The following is a 19106-nucleotide window of genomic DNA, read 5'->3' on the forward strand; positions in this document are numbered from 1 at the left end:
CTGCTGGGCCTTGCGCTGCTGTCGGGCGGCGGGCTGCTGGGGGCGGGGCTGCTGCTGTTCGACCGCCGCCCGGCCGGGTGGCGCCTGCGTTCCCTGCTGCGGCGGCTTCGGCCCAATCCGCACCGCGCCGCCCTGAGGGCCGCCGCGCAGGCCGGCAATCTTGCGACCCTGCGCCGCGCCGCCCGCGCCTATGCGGATCACGAGCGCGCCGCGGGGCGATCCGTGGACCAGGCGGCGCTGGCCGGACTGGACCGCGCGATCTTCGGCCCGCCCGCGACGGGGCAGGACTTTGACGCCGCGGGTCTCGTGGCGGCACTGACAAGCGGCGGCGGAAACCGCCCCTCCTGATGCTTTGCTCCCCCCAACGAAGTTCCTTGCTACATCTGCATTCATAATTCATAATTTTCCCGCGAGGCCGGCATGAGACGTGCTGCGCTCGGAAAAGATCATGCAAGGAAGGGAGGCCGCGCGTGACACATCATCTCATTGCCATCTGTGCGCTGGTTGCGATGTTCGTCATTGCAACCGCATTGCCGATCAACATCGGCGTTCTGGCCTTCGTTGGCGCGTTCATCGTCGGAACGCTGCTTGCGGGGGACACCACAAAGGACATCATCGGGGAATTCCCCAGCGGGCTGTTCCTGACGCTGGCCGGGATCACCTGGCTGTTCGCCCTGGCGCAGAACAACGGCACCATCGACTGGCTGGTCCGGTCCGCCGTTCGCGCGGTCAAGGGCCGGATCGCCCTGATCCCCTGGATCATGTTCTCGATCTCGGCGGTCCTGACGGCCATCGGCGCCGTGACGCCGGGCGCCGTCGCCATCGTGGCACCCATCGCGCTGAGCTTCGCCTTCCGCTACAAGATCTCGCCCCTGATGATGGGCATGATGGTGGCGATGGGGGCCTCGGCCGGGGCCTTCTCGCCCATCGGGATCTTCGGCAGCATCACCAACGGCGTGGTGGAACGCTCGGGCCTGCCGCTGAACCCGGCGGTGACCTTCGCGGCCAGCTTCTTCTGCAACCTCGTCTGCGTGGTCATCCTGTTCCTCGTCCTCGGAGGGCGCGAGCTGATGAAGGCGCGCGTGGACCTGAGCCACAGCGTCACCGTCCCGCACCTGGAGATCACCAGGCCCGCCACCGGCCCCCAGATCTTCGGCGACAGCGAGGCCGAGGCGCTGAGCCCCCGCATCGCCCGCGAGGCCGGCGGCGACGCCAACCGCCTGACGGTGGACGCCCCCAAGGGCGAGCTGCCCGACGGCAGCCCGATCCAGATCGTCACCGTGGCGGGCCTTGCCGCGCTGGCGGTCATGGTGCTGGCCTTCAACCTCGACATCGGCTTCGTATCGCTGACGATCGGCCTTGTGATCGCGCTGTGCCAGCCGAACCTGCAGAAGCGGGCGATGTCGCAGGTCGCCTGGCCCGAGATCATGCTGATCACCGGCGTCGGCACCTATGTCGCGGTGCTGGAAAACATGGGCACCATCGACTTCGTGGGCAACAGCGTGGCCTCGATGGCCTCGCCCATGATGGCGGCGCTGCTGCTGTTCTACATCGGCGGCATCGTCTCGGCCTTCGCCTCGTCCACGGCGCTTCTGGGGGCGCTGATCCCGCTGGCGGTGCCCTTCCTGCAGGCGGGCACGGGCATCGGCCCGGTCGCCTTCATCGCCGGCATGGCGGTCGCCTCGACCATCGTGGACGTCAGCCCCTTCTCGACCAGCGGCGCCCTGGTGCTGGCGAACTCGCAGGGCGTGGACAAGCAGGTCTTCTACCGCCAGCTGCTGGGCTATGGCGCGCTGGTGACGGGGCTTGCCCCCCTGCTGCTGTGGATCATCTTCGTGGTCATCCCCGCCTGATCCCTGCCCATGGATGCGGCGCACCCGCGCCGCATCCCCGTTAGCTTGACCCTGCGCCACCAAAAGTGCATTCATTATTCAAAATCACCCCTGCCCCTCAGGAGACAGATCCATGACCCATGTGTTCGGCCGCCATTTCCTTCAGATCCCCGGCCCCAGCCCGGTGCCGGATCGCGTCCTGCGGGCGATGTCGCAGCAGGTGATCGACCATCGCGGCCCCGAGTTCGGCGAGCTCGGCCTCAAGGCGCTGGCGGGGATGAAGACGATCTTCAAGACGGAACAGGATGTCATCATCTATCCGTCCTCGGGCACCGGCGCCTGGGAAGCGGCGCTGGCCAACGTGCTGAAGGAAGGCGACCGCGTCCTGATGTACGAAACCGGCCATTTCGCCACCCTGTGGAAGAAGATGGCCGAGAAGCTGGGCGTCCGGGCCGAGTTCATCGGCGGCGACTGGCGCTCGGGCGCCGATCCCGACCAGATCGAGCAGCACCTGCGCGCCGACAGCGCCCACGAGATCAAGGCCGTCTGCGTGGTTCACAACGAGACCTCGACCGGCTCGGTGTCGCCCATCGCCGACGTGCGCCGCGCCATGGACGCGGCGGGCCACCCGGCGCTGCTGATGGTGGACTCGATCTCGGGGCTGGCCTCCATCGACTTCCGCTTCGACGAGTGGGGCGTGGACGTCGCCGTCTCGGGCTCGCAGAAGGGCCTGATGCTGCCGCCGGGGATCAGCTTCAACGCCGTCAGCGGCAAGGCGCTGGAGGCCGCGAGGAACAACGGGATGCGCCGGTCCTACTGGGACTGGCAGGAGATGGTCGAGATCAACGGCAAGGGCTATTTCCCCTATACCCCCGCGACCAACATGCTTTACGGCCTCGTCGAGGCGATCGACATGCTGCACGAGGAAGGGCTCGACACCGTCTTCGCCCGCCACCAGCGCCTGGCCGCCGCGACCCGCGCCGCCGTCCGCGCCTGGGGGCTCGAGGTGCTGTGCAACCGGCAGGGGCATGAAAGCGGCGTGCTGACCACCGTGATGATGCCCGAAGGCCACAGCGCCGACGCCTTCCGCGCGCAGGCCCTGCGCCATTACAACATCTCGCTGGGAAGCGGGCTGTCGAAGGTCGCCGACAAGGTCTTCCGCATCGGCCACCTGGGCGACATCAACGACCTGACGCTGGTGGGTGCGCTCAGCGGCGTGGAAATGGCGCTGTCCAAGGCCGGCGTCCCGCATGAGAAGGGCGGGGTCGCCGCGGCCATGGCGCATCTGGAATCCACCCCTGCCCCGGGCATCGACGCCTGACCGGGTTGCGCCCCGGCCGCCCGGGGCGTAGCCGCATCCCATCGTCTGCCCCAGAGGAAGAAGCCATGACCCTGACACTCGACCTGGCCCGCAAGCTGGCCGATCTCTGCCTTGATCGCGCGGCCGGGATGAACCTCAAGCCGCTGACCGTGGCGGTGCTGGACGCCTCGGGGCATCTCAAGGTGCTGCTGCGGCAGGACGGGACCAGCCTGCTGCGTTCGGAGATCGCGCAGGGCAAGGCGCGCGGCGCCATCGGCATGGGGCTGGGCTCGCGCGCGCTCTACACCCGCGCGCAGGAGCAGCCCTTTTTCATCCAGGCGATGAACACGATCGCGGGCGGCAGCCTCGTGCCCGTGCCGGGCGGCGTCCTGATCCGCAAGGACGGCGAGATCATCGGCGCGGTCGGCATCACCGGCGACACCTCGGACAATGACGAGGCCTGCGCCGTCGCCGCCATCGAGGCCCTGGGCCTGCAGGCCGACGCGGGCTGATCCGTCTGGCGCGGGCCGGCGTCGGGGTGGTAGGATCGGTGCCACCCCACCGGCTTTGCCGAAGAAAGGACGGGACAACAATTCGATGAACTTCGTGCCGGATACCCTCAAGCCCCCGCGCCGGACGACCCTGCACGAGGAACTGACGCAGAGGCTGCGCGACCTCATCATCCACGGCGAGCTTCAGCCGGGGATGAAGGTGCCGGAACGGGACCTTTGCGAGGCTTATGACGTCTCGCGCACGCCCCTGCGCGAGGCGCTGAAGGTGCTGGCGAGCGAAGGGCTGGTCCTGCTGGAACCCAACCGCGGCGCCCGCGTCACCCCCATCACGCAGGAAGACATGGACGAGGTCTTCCCCGTCATGGGCGCGCTCGAGGCGCTGGCGGGGGAACTGGCCTGCCGGAACATCACCCCCGCCGAGCTGGAGGAGATCCGCCGCCATCACGCCGAGATGCTGGCGCATCATCAGGCCGGCGACCTGGCCGGCTATTACGCCGCGAACCAGAAGATCCACGAGGGCATCCTGGGCGCGGCCCGCAACCCGACCCTGGCCGCCCATTACCGGGCGCTGTCGGCGCGGGTGCAGCGCGCGCGCTATGTCGCCAACACCACCCCCGACCGCTGGAAGCAGGCCGTCGAGGAACATGTGCAGATCATGGCGCACCTGACCGCCCGCGACGGCGCCAAGCTGGCCGCGACCCTGCGGCAGCATCTGGAAAACAAGCTGCGGGCCGTCAGCCAGTCCCTTGCGCACCAGAACGGGACAGCGGGCAAGGCAAGGCCCTGATTGCATGCAATCCGCGCGGGCCGATCTAGGCAGATCGCCCGCGCTCCCCTATGCTGGCCGACCAGAAGGCAGGGAAGGGGCGGATGAACGACCTGACGACACGCGACGCGGCCACGCCTGAACGCATCGGCACCACGCTGCATGGCGAGATCCTGTCCGGCCTGCGCGACCATGTCGTGCAGGGCGACCTTCCCGACGGCGCCCGCATCTCGGAACGCGAGCTGTGCGAACGCTTCGGCGTCTCGCGCACGCCCCTGCGCGAGGCGCTGAAGGTGCTGGCCTCGGAAGGGCTGATCGAGCTTCTGCCCAACCGCGGCGCGCGGGTGAAGGCGCTGACGCCCGACGAGATCGGAGAACTGTTCGACCTCATGGGCGGGCTCGAGGCGCTGGCCGGGCGGCTGGCCTGCGAGCGGATCACGCCCGCCGCCTTCGACGCCATCGAGCAGGCGCATCGCGAGATGTACACCTTCTACCTGCGCGGCGACCGGCAGGGCTATTTCGCCTGCAACCAGCAGATCCACGAGGCGATCCTTGCCGCAGCCGGCAACGGCGCCCTGTCCTCGGCGGCCCGCACGCTGCTGGGCCGCCTGCGCCGCGTCCGCTTCACGGCCAACATCGACGAGCAGGGCGAACGCTGGCGCGAGGCGGTGCGCGAACACGAACTGATCCTGGACGCCTTGCGCCGCCGGGCCGGGGGCGAACTGGCGGACCTGCTGTTCGCCCATTTGCGCAGCACAAAGGACGCCATCCTGCGGAACCTCGCGCCGGATTGAATCCATATTCGGGCAGAACAGAAAGATTGTATTCAATCTTGTCGGCCGCTAGTCTGGCGCGGATCGCCGTGCGGGAACCTTCCCCCTCGGCCCTCCGCAGCAAGAAGGCACCGGCAGATGAACGCATCCACCAAGCCCCGCACCCCTCCGGCCGCGCGCAGCCAGGCGTTTCAGGCCGCGCTTGGCAAGGCGCTGGAAGGCGAGGTCCGCTTCGACGCCTTCACGCGCGGGCGCTATGCGACGGACGCCTCGATCTACCAGATCATGCCGCGCGCCGTGGCCTTCCCCCGGCACGAGGCCGACATCTCCGCGGCCCTTCAGGTCGCGGGCGAACATGGGGTGCCGGTCATCGCGCGCGGCGGCGGCACCTCGCAGAACGGCCAGCCGATCGGGGACGGGCTGATCCTCGACATGTCGCGCCACTTCAACGGCGTGACCGACTATGACCCGCAGGCCCGCACGATTTGCGTCCGCCCCGGCACGGTTCTGAGCACGCTGAACGACGCCCTCCGCAAGGACGGGCTGTTCTTCCCGGTCGAGCCCTCGACCGCCTCGCGCTGCACCATCGGGGGGATGGCGGGGAACAACTCGTCGGGCGCGCGTTCGCTGCGCTTCGGCAAGACGGTGGACAACGTGCTGGCCATCGACGGGATGCTGCCCGACGGCGAGCGCTTTTCCCTGAGCGACGCGCCGCTGACCTCCCTGCCCGCGCGGTCGCGCGAGATCATGGAGCGGCTGACCGCCCTTGCCCGCCTGCACCGCACCGATATCGAGACGATCTTTCCCAGGGTCCAGCGCCGCGTCGGTGGCTACAACCTCGACGAGCTGCTGCCCGAGAATCCGAACTACTCGCACCTGCTGGTGGGATCGGAAGGGACGCTGGCGCTGACCACCGGCGTCACGCTGAAGCTGTCGGCGCTGCCGAAGCACCGCGTCATGGGCGTCTGCCACTTCCCCAGCTTCCGCGACGCCATGGAAACGACCCGGCACATCGTCGCGCTGGACCCGGTCGCGGTCGAGCTGGTGGACAACAACGTGCTGGTGCTGGGCGCCGACATCCCCCTGTTCGTCCGCACACTGAGCGACATCACCCGCGGCAAGCCGAACTGCCTGCTGCTGGTCGAATTCGCGGGCGACGACCTCGATGCGCTGAAGCGCGACCTCAAGCGCCTGGACCAGTGCATGGGCGACCACGGCTTCCCCGACGCGGTGGTCGAGGTGATCGAGCCCGCCCGCCAGAAGCCCGTCTGGGATGTGCGCGAGGCCTGCCTCAACATCATGATGTCGATGAAGGGCGACGGGAAGCCCGTGTCCTTCATCGAGGATTGCGCCGTTCCGCTGGAACACCTGGCCGATTATACCGACGCCGTGACCGAGGTCTTCAGCAAGCATGGCACGGTCGGCACCTGGTATGCCCATGCCTCGGTCGGCTGCCTGCACGTCCGCCCGATCCTGAACATGAAGACCGAGGACGGCGTGCGGAAGATGCGCGCCATCGCCGAGGACACCGCCGATCTGGTGCGCCGCTACAAGGGGTCGTTCTCGGGCGAGCATGGCGACGGCATCTCGCGGTCGGAATTCGTGGAACCGCTGTTCGGCGCGAAGCTGACCCGCGCCTTCGAGCAGGTGAAGGACAGCTTCGACCCGGACAACCGCCTGAACCCCCACAAGATCGTCCGGCCGCTGAAGATGGACGACCGCAGCCTGATGCGTTTCCAGCCGGGCTATGCTGCGACACAACCCGAAAGGACCGCGCTCGACTGGTCGGACTGGGGCAGCTTCGGCGCCGCGGTCGAGATGTGCAACAACAACGGCACCTGCCGGAAGCTGGCGGGCGGGACCATGTGCCCGTCCTACCGCGCGACGCGCGAGGAACAGCACCTGACGCGGGGGCGGGCGAACTCGCTGCGGCTGGCGATCTCGGGGCAGCTCGGGCCCGACGCCTTCACCTCGGCCGAGATGAAGGAAACGCTGGACCTCTGCGTGTCCTGCAAGGGCTGCAAGCGCGACTGCCCCACCGGCGTGGACATGGCGCGCATGAAGATCGAGTTCCTGCACCATTACTACAAGAAGCACGGGCTGCCCCTGCGCGAGCGGCTGATCGCCAACCTGCCGCACATTGCCCATCGCGCCAGCCGCCTTGCCCCGGCGCTGAACCTGCGCGACCGGCTTCCCTTCGTGGCAAGGCTGTCGGAACGGATGCTGGGCTTTTCCGCCAAGCGCAGCCTGCCGAAATGGGGCAAGCCCTGGAAGGAAGCCCGCGCGGTCGGCCGCCCCGAGGACGTCGCGGGCGACGGCCTCGACCTCGTCCTGTTCGGCGACACCTTCAACCGCTATTTCGAACGCGAGAACCTGGAAGCCGCCGAGCGTGTGCTGATCGCCGCCGGCTATCGTCTGCACCGGGTCCAGCCCGCAGGCAGCAGCCGACCCATGTGCTGCGGGCGGACCTGGCTTGCCTCGGGGCAGACCGACGAGGCGCGGGCCGAGGTGCGCCGTTCGGTCGACGCGCTGCGCCCCTTCGTGGAACGGGGCGCGCGGGTCGTGGGGCTGGAGCCGTCCTGCATCCTGACCTTCCGCGACGAGATGACGGCGCTGCTGCCGGCGTCCGAGACCGGCTTCCTCGACGGCAAGGCGCTCTTGTTCGAGGAGGTGCTGGCGGCCGACCTGAAGGCGGGACGGATCACCCTGCCGCTGGCCGACCAGGGGGGCCGGATCGCGCATCTGCACGGGCATTGCCACCAGAAGGCCTTCGACGTGATGGGGCCCGTCGAAACCGTCCTGCGCAGCGTGCCGGGGCTGGAGTTGAAGGTGATCGAAAGTTCCTGCTGCGGAATGTCGGGGGCCTTCGGCTATTCGACCGAGAACCACGAGGTCTCGATGAAGATGGCCGAGCTGTCGCTTTTGCCCGCCGTCCGCAAGGCCGGGCCGGACGACCTGATCGTGGCCGACGGCACGAGCTGCCGCCACCAGATCCACGACGGCGCCGACCGGCAGGCGATCCATGTCGCGCGGGTGCTGGATCAGGCGCTGGCGCAGTGAGGGGCCGGGCCTTGTGCCCGGCCGCCGCCTTCAACCGCGGTAAAGACCGGCGAAGCGGTCGCGCAGCAGGTTCTTCTGGACCTTGCCCATGGTGTTGCGCGGCAGCTCGTCCAGGAAGACCACGCGCTTGGGCAGCTTGAACTTCGCCAGCCGCGATTCCAGCGGGGTCAGAATGGCGGCCTCGGTCAGGGCCGGGGTGCCGGAGGGCACGACGACGGCGGTGACGCCCTCGCCGAAGTCGGGATGGGGCAGGCCGATGACGGCGGATTCCACCACGCCGGGAAGGGCGTCGATCTCGGTCTCGACCTCCTTCGGATAAACGTTGAAGCCGCCGGTGATGATCAGGTCCTTGCCGCGCCCGACGATCTGCAGGTAGCCCCGCTCGTCGAGGCGCCCCAGATCGCCGGTGATGAAGAAGCCGTTCCCGCGCAGTTCCGCCGCCGTCTTTTCCGGCATCCGCCAGTAGCCCTGGAAGACGTTGGGGCCGCGCACCTCGACCATGCCGATCTCGCCCTGCGGCAGGGGCGCGCCGGTCTCGGGGTTGGTCACCAGGATCTCGACGCCCGGCAGCGGCAGGCCGACGGTGCCCGCGATCCGCTCGCCCTCGTAAGGGTTCGAGCTGTTCATGTTCGTCTCGGTCATGCCGTAGCGTTCAAGGATGGCGTGGCCCGTGCGCTCCGCCCAGGCGCGATGCGTGTCCGCCAGCAGCGGCGCCGAGCCCGAGATGAAGAGCCGCATCCCCCGCGTCGTCTCGCGGTCCAGCCGTGCGTCCGCCAGCAGGCGGACATAGAAGGTCGGCACCCCCATCAGGACGGTGGCACGGGGCATCGCCGCGAAGATGGCGCTTGGGTCGAACTTCGGCAGGAAGATCATCGAGGCGCCCGACAGCAGCACCACATTCGTCGCCACGAACAGCCCGTGCGTGTGGAAGATCGGCAGCGCATGGATCAGCACGTCGCGGGCCGTGAAGCGCCAGGCCTCCACCAGCGCCAGCGCGTTGGACGCCAGGTTGCCGTGGCTGAGCATCGCCCCCTTGGACCGCCCCGTCGTGCCCGATGTGTAGAGCAGGGCCGCGAGATCATCCTCCCCGCGCGGAACGGTGGCGAAGTCCTCGGGCCTGTCTGCGGCGGCATCACTCAGGCTCCCCTGCCCCGCCGCGTCCAGCGTCAGCACGCGGGCACCCGCCTGTTCGGCGGCAGCGCGCAGCGCCTCCGCGCGCGCGGGATCGCAGACGAAGATCCGCGGCTCGGCATCGGTCAGGAAATATTCGACCTCGGCGGGGGTGTAGGCGGTGTTGAGCGGCAGGAACACCGCCCCCGCCCGCACGGCCGCGAGATAAAGGATCAGCGCCTCGACCGATTTTTCCACCTGCACCGCCACCCGGTCGCCCGGCGCGACGCCCAAAGCGACCAGCGCATTGGCCATGCGCCCGCTGCGGGCGACCAGGCCGGAATAGGTGATGCGCGCGCCTTCCCGGGTTTCGATGGCCGTGGCCTCGGGGTCGGCGATGCGCCCGGCGATGCGGTCGAAGATGTTCATGGCAGGCTCCGGCAGGAAAGGGCGGGAAGGATCGGGTCGGGCTTGGGGCAACGGCCGGCAAGGCGGCCCCTGTCGTGGTGAATGCTCGTAGCCATGGGGCCTGCGTCGGGCAAGCTCGGCACGGTCACGAGGCGGGCGGGACCGGCGCCATGCCGGCCTGCGCCACGGCCTTGCGGTCGAAGCTGAAGGTCGCGCGGCAGCCCGCCTCGCGTCCCGCCAGCGCGATCATGTGGTCGGAAAAGCCCGCCCCGCCGGCGCGATAGCGCTCGACCGCAAGGCCGGTGCGGTCGGGGGATTCGACCACCAGTTCGCGCGCGGCCAGCAGCCCGTCCAGCGCCGCCGCGATCCGGTCGCGCGGCAGGTCATAGGCGCGTTCCAGCACCCAGACGAGTTCCACCACCACCTCGCGGCAGAGAAACCCCGGCTCGGCCTCGGTGAGCCCCGCCATGAGCGCGTTGGCTTGGGCGGACTGGGCGGGATCGTCCTGGGTCAGAAAGCGCACGACCACATTCGTGTCGAGCGCGATCATTCCCCTTGTGCGCCCCCGGCGACCGCGGCCTCCATCTCGTCCAGCGAGACGGGGCGCTGGCCCTCGCGCCGCAGGAAGCCGGCCAGCGAGGCCACCGGCTGCGCCCGCATCAGGCGGACCTGCCCGTCGTCGAGGATGACATAGCGCAGCCGGTCGCCCGGCCCGAGGTCGAGCACCTGCCGCACGGCCCGCGGCAGGGTGGTCTGGCCCTTGATGGTGACGGTGGATTCGGTCATGGCGGCGGTCCCGAGAGGTAATGCGGTATGAGGTTTTGCATTACATAGCGCGGCGCGGGGACCGGATCAAGCGCGGACGGTGACGCCTGCGAGACTGGGATCGGCGCGGCGCAGGGCGGTCACAAGACGCTCGCGCAGGTTCGCCAGCACATAGCTTGCGTGAAAGCGGCTGGGGGCGAGCAGGACAAGCTGCCCGCCCTCGATCCCCGCCTCGGTCAGGGGAGCAAGCCAGGCGTCGAAGACGGGCGCATCCTCGGCCGCCAGCAGGGCGCAGGCGGCGGCCCAGGGCCCGGACCCGGTTGCCGCAGGACGGGGACGGCGGAAGGGGATAACGGTGCTGTCCTCCCCTGCCCCGGCCTGTTCCGGCCCGGCGCCACCCATGCGGGCGACGAAATCGGGACCGATGTTCGGCCAGGCCGGCCGGGTGTCCAGCAGGATGCGGTCGAAGGCGAGCCCCAGCACCGACACGCGTCCCCGGGCGCCCGGGCGCTTGACGACGATCCAGCCGAGGTCGCGCAGCCGCGCCATGTCGCGCTTGACCGTGCGCTCATCCACCGACCACAGTCGGGCGATCTCGGCCTGTCCCACGGTCAGTTCGTCCCGCTGCCAGTTGTAGCGGGTGGTGATCAGGGCCATCAGCCGCAGCACCAGTCGCTGCCGGTGCTTGTCGCCCGCCAGCCCATGCGCCATCAGGGCCGAGAGCAGGTCGTACTTGCGGCTCGACGCCTCGCGCCCGACGGGACGGATTCCCTGCATAGACCCCTCGCTTGCCGGCCTGTTTGACGCCGGTCCACCGGCCTTGCGCCCTGAAGGGCGACGCGGGCCCGGGACTTGCCGGAACGCTTTTCGCCATCCTGACCGCATTAGCGTCCGAGATCACCAATCTGTCAAGCGTGCGCTACCCGTTGCACGCAACAGCCCCCTGATCCTGGTCTCAAGAAACGGTATCACTGGTTATGGGGGCCATGCAGGATGTCCCCCGATCCGCCGCAAATGTCCCTCAATTGCTTGGGGCAGCCGCAGGAATGTCCCCCAAAATCGGGTTCCGTGCAGACCGGTGGCCCGGCTCAGGAGCCCCAAATCGCAAGCCCCGATTCGGGCAGCGGGAACAGGGCGCGGTGGGAAAGGACGCCTTTGCTGCTTGCACTGAATCCAGTGAACATTGACTTTGCCTGAAATGCAAATGCGGCGTAAAAGCCGGATCAGTCACAAACAACGTCCTTTCGGAACGGGGGAAAGATGTATTCGCACGAAGACCTCGGCCGGCTGCAGGGGCAGTCGCTGCGGATGCAGGGCTGGATCCGGCGCCAGACCTTCAGCCCCGCCAATGAAAAGACCCTGCGCCGCTTTTCCAGCTGGGAGGTGGCCGAGCTGATCTTCCGCATCAACCAGTCCACCTTTCGCGGCAAGCTGGCGGCCGAGCCGAACCTTCCCCTCGGGGAAGTTCAGGACGACGGCCGCCAGCGCTGGTTCAGCCTGGACGAGATCAACGAGCTGCGCCGCCGCATCCGCATCAACCGCAAGTCGCTGATGCCGCCCCGCCCCCCGGGCAAGCGCGCGCTGCGGGCGGCCATCGCCAACTTCAAGGGCGGCGCGGGCAAGAGCACGGTGGCGCTGCATTTTGCCCATGCGGCGGCGCTGGACGGCTATCGGGTGCTGGCGGTCGATTTCGACCCACAGGCCACGCTGAGCCATTCGATGGGCCTGACCGACGTGGGCGAGGACCATACCGTCTGGGGCATCATGGCGCGCGACCTGGAACGGGAAACCGACCGCATGAATGCCGCGGCCCAGGGCGCCGAGACGGGAACCGCCCTGCCCCGCCGCAAGCTGCCGGCCTCGATCCGTGACATGGGACTTGGCGCCTTGCGGCCGGCCGACTTCATCAAGCCGACCGCCTGGTCCACGATCGACATCATTCCCAGCTGCGCCAATGCCGCCTTTGTCGAATTCGCCTCGGCCCAGTACCGGCACCTGAACCCCGAATGGACCTTCTTCGCCGCGGTGTCGCGCTTCCTCGACAGCCTGCCGGACGATGCTTATGACCTGATCCTCTTCGACTGCCCCCCGGCGATCGGCTATCAGTCGATGAACGCGGTCTTCGCCGCCGACATGCTGTATATCCCCTCGGGCCCCGGCTACTGGGAATACGACTCCACCACCAGCTTCATCGGTCAACTGTCGGAAGCACTCGGCGACCTGTCGCACGGGTTCGAGAACATCCCCACGGGGAAGGTCGCCCTGCCCAAGAGCTTTGCCGACATCCGCTTCCTGATGACGCGCTTCGAGCCGTCGAACGAGTTGCACCAGGCGATGCTGAACGCCTTCCGCCAGGTATTCGGCGAACGCATGGCCGAGCATCCGATCGAACTGACGCGGGCGGTCGAGCAATCCGGCCGCTTCCTGTCGTCCATCTACGAGATCGACTATCGCGAGATGACCCGGGGAACCTGGCGGCGGGCGCGCGCCACATTCGACCGCGCCTATGAGGAATTCCGCGGCAATGTGCTGACCGCATGGGACAGGCTGGAGGGAGAGGCATGACGCGCAGGCGCAGGATGTTCGACATCGATCTGCCCGAGGAGGGGGAGAGCTTCCCCGCGGGGAAGGAGTCGGGACGGCGCGGACCCATGGCCACGGCGATCGTCGAAACCGCCGAGTCCACCCGCGAACGTGCCCGGGTCGAGGCCGAGATCCGGGCCGAGAACGACGCGCTGGCACAGGAGCATGTCCGGCTGAAGCGCGCCGGACTGATCATCGACATGATCCCGCTGGATGCCGTCGAGACGCGCAAGCTGATCCGCGACCGCGCGCCCGCACCGGACCCGGAGCTGGCCGAACTGGTCGCCTCGATCCGCGACATCGGGCTGTCGAACCCGATCCGGGTCGAACCCGGCGAGGACGGCCGTTACGAGCTGATCCAGGGATGGCGCCGCCTGACAGCCTATCGCCAACTGCTGGCGGAAACGGGCGACAGCGAGAAATGGGGCCGCATCCCGGCCGGAATCGCCGCCAAGGGCGATGCGCTCGAGGCGCTTTACCGCCGGATGGTGGATGAGAACCTGGTGCGCAAGGACCTGTCCTTTGCCGAGATGGCGCAGCTTGCGCTGCATTACGCACTGGACCCGGAAACCGCCGAGACGGATCCCGAAAAGGCCGTGGCGGTGCTGTTCAAGTCGGCGGGCTACCAGAAGCGCAGCTACATCCGCGCCTTCATCCCCCTGGTCGAGCGCCTGGAGGGTGTCCTGCTGTACCCCCACGAAATCCCGCGCGCCTTGGGGCTTGCACTGGCCCGCCGCCTTGACGAACAGCCCGGCATGGTCACGGCGCTCAGGACCGAGTTCGCGGGCTGGGACGGCCGGTCGGTCAGCGACGAACTGGCGGTCCTGCGCCGCTTCGCCGGAATTGACGAAACGGCGGGGCAGGGCGCTCGTGCCGCTGCACGGCGTCAGGCCTCGGCCTCTGCCAGCGAGGAACTATCCTCAGACGACGGCGCAGGGCCCGGCGAGTCCGGCGCCCGTGCCCGCACGACCTTCCAGCTGAACCGGCCACAGGGCATGGCGAAATGCACGGCAGCCAACGGCCGGCTGGAGATTCGTCTTGCCCGCGACTTCACCGCCGTGGATCGTCGGAGGCTGGAAACTGCCATCGTCCAGATGCTGGACCAGCTTGAATGATCTTCCCTGCGGGGAAGGGCAGGGGTGAGCAGGCACGTAGGTGCTAACTTTAGGAACTTGTTCTGTATATGTTCTAGAATAAGGAAAGGGTCAGAGGTAGTCCAACTGAGGAAAATCGCCCCACCTTTACCTTCCCCGAGGGGAAGATCCTTTCAGAAGTGCCTGTTATTGGCGGGGCTCCAACGCTTCTTCCGTTGCAACTCTACCGCGGCCATCACGTCCAGCAGGATTTAGAGTGAAGACCACCTTGCATTCCTCCTAAGTCGTCCATGTCTCAGGGTTTCTCCTCGGACGATTACCACCGTGAATCATGAGCAAATCCAAAGCTGATGAACAACTACGATCCCTTCCACTTCCGCGAGAAGCTGGTGTCGGTGGTGATCCTCAAGGCCCTGCACGGGCGCGAGATCCCGTCTACGGCGACGAGGGGCGCTTGGGAACGGCCTGAGGATGCGGGCCCGCAGGGATATTCGAGCCGGGCCGGGGCCCCGGCCCCTCCAGAGGCAAAGCTGAGGACAACCTTTCGCGAACCGGTTTTACAGGCCTGCCCGCAGGCGATAGATGGTCGCGCGCCGCGATAAGAAGCGCCTATGGACCGGTGTGAACCGAAAAGCAGTTTGCCTGAGGGACTGAGTTGGAAAAGTACGGCCTGAAGATCTCCGCCCTGAACCTGCGTCGGCTTGGTGCCGGGCGCCGGGACGGGAACGGCGCCTATGTCGGGGTGGCGCGCCTCGGCCATGTCGACCGGGTCGCCGACGGAGTCATCTTCGGATGGGTCAAGGACGAGGACAATGACGCCCCGCTGACCGTGGACATCCTTCTGCGCGGCGCCCCTCTCGTCATGGCCCTGACTGCGGACCGCCACCGCAAGGACGTCCAGGACGCGGGCTTCGGAGCGGGGCGGTACGGCTTTGAATGCCCCATTCCCGACGAGCATCTGGAGGATATCGTCGGTGCGCTGATCGAGGTGCGGCGATCTTTGTCCGGCGAGATCCTGCTGCGTCATGTCGTTTCGTCCCCGCAGCACCGGCGGGAGCGGGCGCCCGACCCCGCACCGGTATCCGGCAACACCGACAAGCCTGCGCGCAAGCCGGCCGACAAGCGCGCGCGCAAGGAAAAGCGCGCGCGCAAGGAAAGCAGCGTCCAGCCTGCAGCCCCGGCGAACCGTCCGGCGGCCGTTCCTGTGGACTGCGAAGCCAAGATCGAGGTCGTCACCCTGAACGGCCTGCAGGGCTGGGCTGTCAACCGGGCGTCGCGCGGGCAGGTCCTTTCCATCGAGGTCATGATCGACGGAAAGCCCTTCTGCACCACGCGCAACGACCATCCGCGGGGCGATCTTCTCAAGCACAAGGTTTCCCTGGGCCTGGGCGGGGTCAGGCTCGACCTGCCCTTCCGTCATCTCGAGCCGGGCGAGCACACCGTCTCGCTGAAGCTGCCCGACGGGCGGATCTGCAGCGAAACGGTCGTCGTGACCGAAACGGTGCGTCCCTATCCCCTGCACCAGGGAGTTGCCCGGATCTCGCCAGCCGAGGTCGCGGTGATCGTTCCGGTCTACAATGCGGCCGAGGACGTGGCCGTCTGCATCGACCGGCTGGCCCGCTTCACGCCCCCGGAAACCGAGATCCTGTTCATCGACGATGCCTCGCCCGATCCGGCGATCGCGGGATTGATGGACCGTGCGGAACGCCACCCCAGCATGCGCGTGCTGCGGAACGCGCAGAACCTGGGCTTTACCCGGACGATCAACCGCGGACTGGCCGAGATCGGCCGGAAGCACGCCATCCTGCTGAACAGCGACGCAAGGGTGACGCCCGACTGGATCGAGGGGATGCTGAAGGCGGCCGCCTCGCGCCCGCGGGTGGCCACCGTCACGGCCATGTCCGACCGTGCCGGGGCGTTCTCGGCCCCCGACATCGGAAACGCCAACGAGCTTCCGCCCGGCGTGGACGAGATCACCTTTGCGCGCGCCTTCCGGCGCCGGGGCTTGGGGATCTACCCCGTGGTCCCGACCGGCAACGGCTTCTGCATGTTCGTCAACCGCGCCTGCCTCGACGAGGTCGGGACCCTGGATGCCGAGGCATTCCCCCGCGGCTATGGCGAGGAGAACGACTTCTGCATGCGGGCGGGCCGGGCCGGCTGGACCCATCTCGTCGATGACCGCACCTATGTCTTCCACGACCGATCGAAAAGCTTCGGCGAGGCCAAGGGCGACCTGATGGCGGCCGGCCGCGCCGTGGTGGATGCGCGCTATCCCGAATACAAGAAGGCCATCGGCGTCTTTTCGACCGGCGCCGATCTTCGGCTGGCCCGGTTCCGCGCCCGGCAGGCGAGGGCGGATTGCGCCGAAGCGCGCGCCGGGCTGCCCTCGGTGCTGTTCGTCGTCTCGACCCAGACCGGCGGCACGCCGCAGACCAACCTGGACCTGATGACGGGCCTGGCCGACGGGCTCGATTCATGGCTGCTGCGCTGCGACAGCCGGGAACTGACCCTCAGCAGGCTCGAGGGCAGCAAGCTGCGCGAGATCCGGCGGCACCGCCTGGATGAGCCGGTGGACCCGATCCGCCACCGTTCCGGCGAATACGACGCGGTTGTCCGCGACTGGATTCGCGAGATCGGCCCCGAGATCGTCCATATCCGCCATCTGGGCTGGCACAGCCTGTCGCTGCCGCGCATCGCCAAGGACCTGGGCTGCGGCGTCGTCTTCTCGTTCCATGACTTCTACACCATCTGCCCGACGGTGAAGCTGCTGGACGAGAACAACGTCCATTGCGGCGGCACCTGCACGGCGAGCGCGGGCGAATGCCGGGCCGAGCTCTGGCCGGCCGGCAGCCTGCCGCCGCTCAAGGGCAGGTGGGTCGATTTCTGGAAGCAGCGCTTCGCGCAGGTCCTGCAGGACTGCGATGCCTTCGTGACGACCTCGGACAGCGCGCGGGCGCGCATCCTGTCGCAGCTGCCCGGCATCGACCCGGCGCGGTTCCACGTCATCCCGCACGGGCGCAGCTTCACGGCGATGCATCAGCTGCGCAGCCGCCCGCGGCACGGAACGCCGCTGAAGATCCTGGTGCCCGGCAACATCAGCATGGCCAAGGGCCTCGGCGTCATCCGGGCGCTGCTTGAATACGATGCCGCCGGGCTGATCGAGTTCCACGTCCTGGGCAAGATCGACACCTCGCAGGGGATCACCCACCCCCGGCTGATCGTCCACGGGACCTATGCGCGCGACGAGTTCGCCAGGCGGGCAGGGGCGACCGGGGCGCATCTGGGGGCGATCTTCTCGATCTGGGACGAAACCTACTGCCACACGCTGACAGAACTGTGGTCGGCGGGCTTCCCCGCGCTTGTGTTCGATTTCCCGACCGTGGCCAACCGCGTGCGCGAAAGCGGCGCGGGCTGGGTGCTGCCGCATGACGACATCGCCGCGCTTCATGCCCGCATCATCGCCCTGGCCTTCGACGGCGCCGAGCAGGCGCGCGCGGATGCCGCGGTGCTCAGGCGGCAGAACGGCCGGGGGCAGGGGCGCACGACCCAGCTGATGGCGGCGCATTACCTCGACGTCTACCGGCGGGCGACCGGCCGGCCGGCGCAGCGTCCCGTCATCGCCGTCGTGGCGCCCGCCTCGGAAAGGCTTGACCGGGCCAATGCCTCGACCGAGATCCGCCTGTGGGAACGCACGCGCAACCACCTCGACCGGGATGTCACCTATGTCCGGATGACCCCCGCGGCCCTGCTGGCCAACATCCGGGACGGCATGGTGCAGGGCGCGATCATCCAGCGCAACGCGATCCCCCTGACCATGGTCGAGCCCCTGCTGGCCGCGTTCCGCGAGAAGAACCTGGGCTTCATGCTGGAACTCGACGACAACCTGCTGGAGGTGCCCGCCGACAAGGACCCGACCGGCAGCTATCGCGCCTATGCGCCCTTTCTGCAGCGGCTGGCGGAACAGGCGAGCCTGGTGACGGTCTCGACCCTTCCCCTGCAGGAACGTCTGGCGCGGATCAATCCCGCGACCCGCCTGCTGCCCAACCTGCTGAGCGAGTCCCTGTGGCGGGGCGATCTGCCGCCCCGCGCCGCCGACGGCCGGGTGACCGCGCTTTACATGGGGTCGAGGACGCATCAGGCGGATTTCGACATGATCGTGCCCGCCCTGGAAAGGATCGCCGCCCGCCATGCCGACTTCCGGCTGGCCGTGATCGGCGTCCATGATGCCGCGCTGCCCGCCTGGGCCGAGCGGATCGAGGTGCCGGACCCGGCCAGGACCTATTCGCAGTTCGTTCCCTGGCTGAAGGCGCTGTCCGACCGCTTCGACCTTGCCCTTGCGCCTCTGGAGGACACCGGGTTCAACCGCTACAAGTCGGCGCTGAAGGTGCTGGATGGCGCGGCGCTCGGCCTGCCGGTGCTTGCCTCGGACATGCCGGCGTATCGGACGCTGGCCGGCGACCTGCCGGGCCTGACGCTGGTCACCGACACCACCGAGGACTGGGTGACCGCGCTCGAGGCCGCGATCGCGCAGGCCCGGAGCGGCGCGCCCGACAGGGCGGCGATCCGCAGGCATGTTCTGCGGAACCACGGTTTCGCCGGCAGCCTGGGCGACTTCGACCGGCTGATCGGGGAAATGATCAGCCGCCGGTCCGATGCGGCCGAAACCGGGGCGGCCGTCGCATAAGCCGGGATGATCGATCAAGAAATGACAACCACACCCAATCTCCTGATCCTGGGGGCGCAATTCGCCGGGTCCTCCTGGATCAGGAGCGTGCTGAAAGGGCATCCCGAGGTCTTCTGTCCCGAAAAGGACGATCCCTCGTTCCTGAACCGACCGGATTGCGAAAGCCCCGAGCAGCTCAGGAATTATCTTGCAAGCTTCGGTGCGGCATCGCCCCGGCAG

Annotated in this window: 13 protein-coding genes and 1 pseudogene; 10 read left to right on the plus strand and 4 right to left on the minus strand. The window is 68.2% G+C overall.

Annotation, left to right across the window (positions count from 1 at the left end):
- From BLQ03_RS18390 to BLQ03_RS13760, 7 genes and pseudogenes are all read left to right on the plus strand, one after another.
- Positions 1-348, plus strand: a pseudogene (locus BLQ03_RS18390) (hypothetical protein); the annotation flags it as partial.
- A 122-nt stretch (positions 349-470) separates the two neighbouring features.
- Complete coding sequence (locus BLQ03_RS13735; RefSeq protein ID WP_090756904.1) at positions 471-1853, plus strand: SLC13 family permease; 1383 nt, start codon at positions 471-473, stop codon at positions 1851-1853.
- Between the two features lie 112 nt (positions 1854-1965).
- Positions 1966-3153 carry a pyridoxal-phosphate-dependent aminotransferase family protein gene (locus tag BLQ03_RS13740; protein ID WP_090756905.1) on the plus strand — a complete coding sequence of 396 codons (1188 nt, stop codon included), beginning with the start codon at positions 1966-1968 and terminating at the stop codon, positions 3151-3153.
- 65 nt (positions 3154-3218) lie between these two features.
- On the plus strand, positions 3219-3644 hold the full coding sequence (locus BLQ03_RS13745) for a GlcG/HbpS family heme-binding protein (RefSeq protein ID WP_090756906.1): 426 nt from the start codon (positions 3219-3221) through the stop codon (positions 3642-3644).
- 85 nt (positions 3645-3729) lie between these two features.
- The gene (locus BLQ03_RS13750; RefSeq protein WP_090756907.1) at positions 3730-4431 is read left to right on the plus strand and encodes a GntR family transcriptional regulator; all 702 of its coding nucleotides are present in this window, start codon (positions 3730-3732) and stop codon (positions 4429-4431) included.
- A gap of 83 nt (positions 4432-4514) precedes the next feature.
- A complete protein-coding gene (locus tag BLQ03_RS13755) occupies positions 4515-5204 on the plus strand; it encodes a GntR family transcriptional regulator (protein ID WP_217629759.1) in 690 nt (229 codons plus the stop codon).
- 117 nt (positions 5205-5321) lie between these two features.
- A complete protein-coding gene (locus BLQ03_RS13760) occupies positions 5322-8243 on the plus strand; it encodes an FAD-binding and (Fe-S)-binding domain-containing protein (RefSeq protein WP_090756909.1) in 2922 nt (973 codons plus the stop codon).
- A gap of 30 nt (positions 8244-8273) precedes the next feature.
- Here BLQ03_RS13760 and BLQ03_RS13765 read toward each other — a convergent pair whose 3' ends face one another.
- From BLQ03_RS13765 to BLQ03_RS13780, 4 genes are all read right to left on the minus strand, one after another.
- Positions 8274-9782 carry a malonate--CoA ligase gene (locus tag BLQ03_RS13765; RefSeq protein ID WP_090756910.1) on the minus strand — a complete coding sequence of 503 codons (1509 nt, stop codon included), beginning with the start codon at positions 9780-9782 and terminating at the stop codon, positions 8274-8276.
- 124 nt (positions 9783-9906) lie between these two features.
- Complete coding sequence (locus BLQ03_RS13770) at positions 9907-10311, minus strand: type II toxin-antitoxin system VapC family toxin (RefSeq protein WP_090756911.1); 405 nt, start codon at positions 10309-10311, stop codon at positions 9907-9909.
- On the minus strand, positions 10308-10547 hold the full coding sequence (locus BLQ03_RS13775) for a type II toxin-antitoxin system PrlF family antitoxin (protein WP_090756912.1): 240 nt from the start codon (positions 10545-10547) through the stop codon (positions 10308-10310). Before BLQ03_RS13775 ends, BLQ03_RS13770 begins: the two co-directional genes overlap by 4 nt.
- A 66-nt stretch (positions 10548-10613) precedes the next feature.
- Entirely contained in the window at positions 10614-11303 is a 690-nt protein-coding gene (locus tag BLQ03_RS13780) for a DnaA N-terminal domain-containing protein (RefSeq protein ID WP_090756913.1), read from the minus strand.
- A gap of 483 nt (positions 11304-11786) precedes the next feature.
- Between BLQ03_RS13780 and BLQ03_RS13785 the strand changes: the two genes are divergently transcribed.
- The 3 genes from BLQ03_RS13785 (at position 11787) to BLQ03_RS13795 (ending at position 18887) form a co-directional block, all read left to right on the plus strand.
- Complete coding sequence (locus BLQ03_RS13785) at positions 11787-13091, plus strand: AAA family ATPase (RefSeq protein WP_090756914.1); 1305 nt, start codon at positions 11787-11789, stop codon at positions 13089-13091.
- The gene (locus BLQ03_RS13790) at positions 13088-14224 is read left to right on the plus strand and encodes a ParB/RepB/Spo0J family partition protein (RefSeq protein WP_090756915.1); all 1137 of its coding nucleotides are present in this window, start codon (positions 13088-13090) and stop codon (positions 14222-14224) included. The genes BLQ03_RS13785 and BLQ03_RS13790 overlap by 4 nt, the downstream gene beginning before the upstream one ends.
- Positions 14225-14858: 634 nt before the next feature.
- Positions 14859-18887: a glycosyltransferase gene (locus tag BLQ03_RS13795; RefSeq protein ID WP_090756916.1), complete on the plus strand. Its 4029-nt coding sequence runs from the start codon at positions 14859-14861 to the stop codon at positions 18885-18887.
- The last annotated feature ends 219 nt before the right edge of the window (positions 18888-19106 follow it).

The sequence above is a fragment of the Paracoccus chinensis genome, assembly GCF_900102885.1.
Classification (GTDB): domain Bacteria; phylum Pseudomonadota; class Alphaproteobacteria; order Rhodobacterales; family Rhodobacteraceae; genus Paracoccus; species Paracoccus chinensis.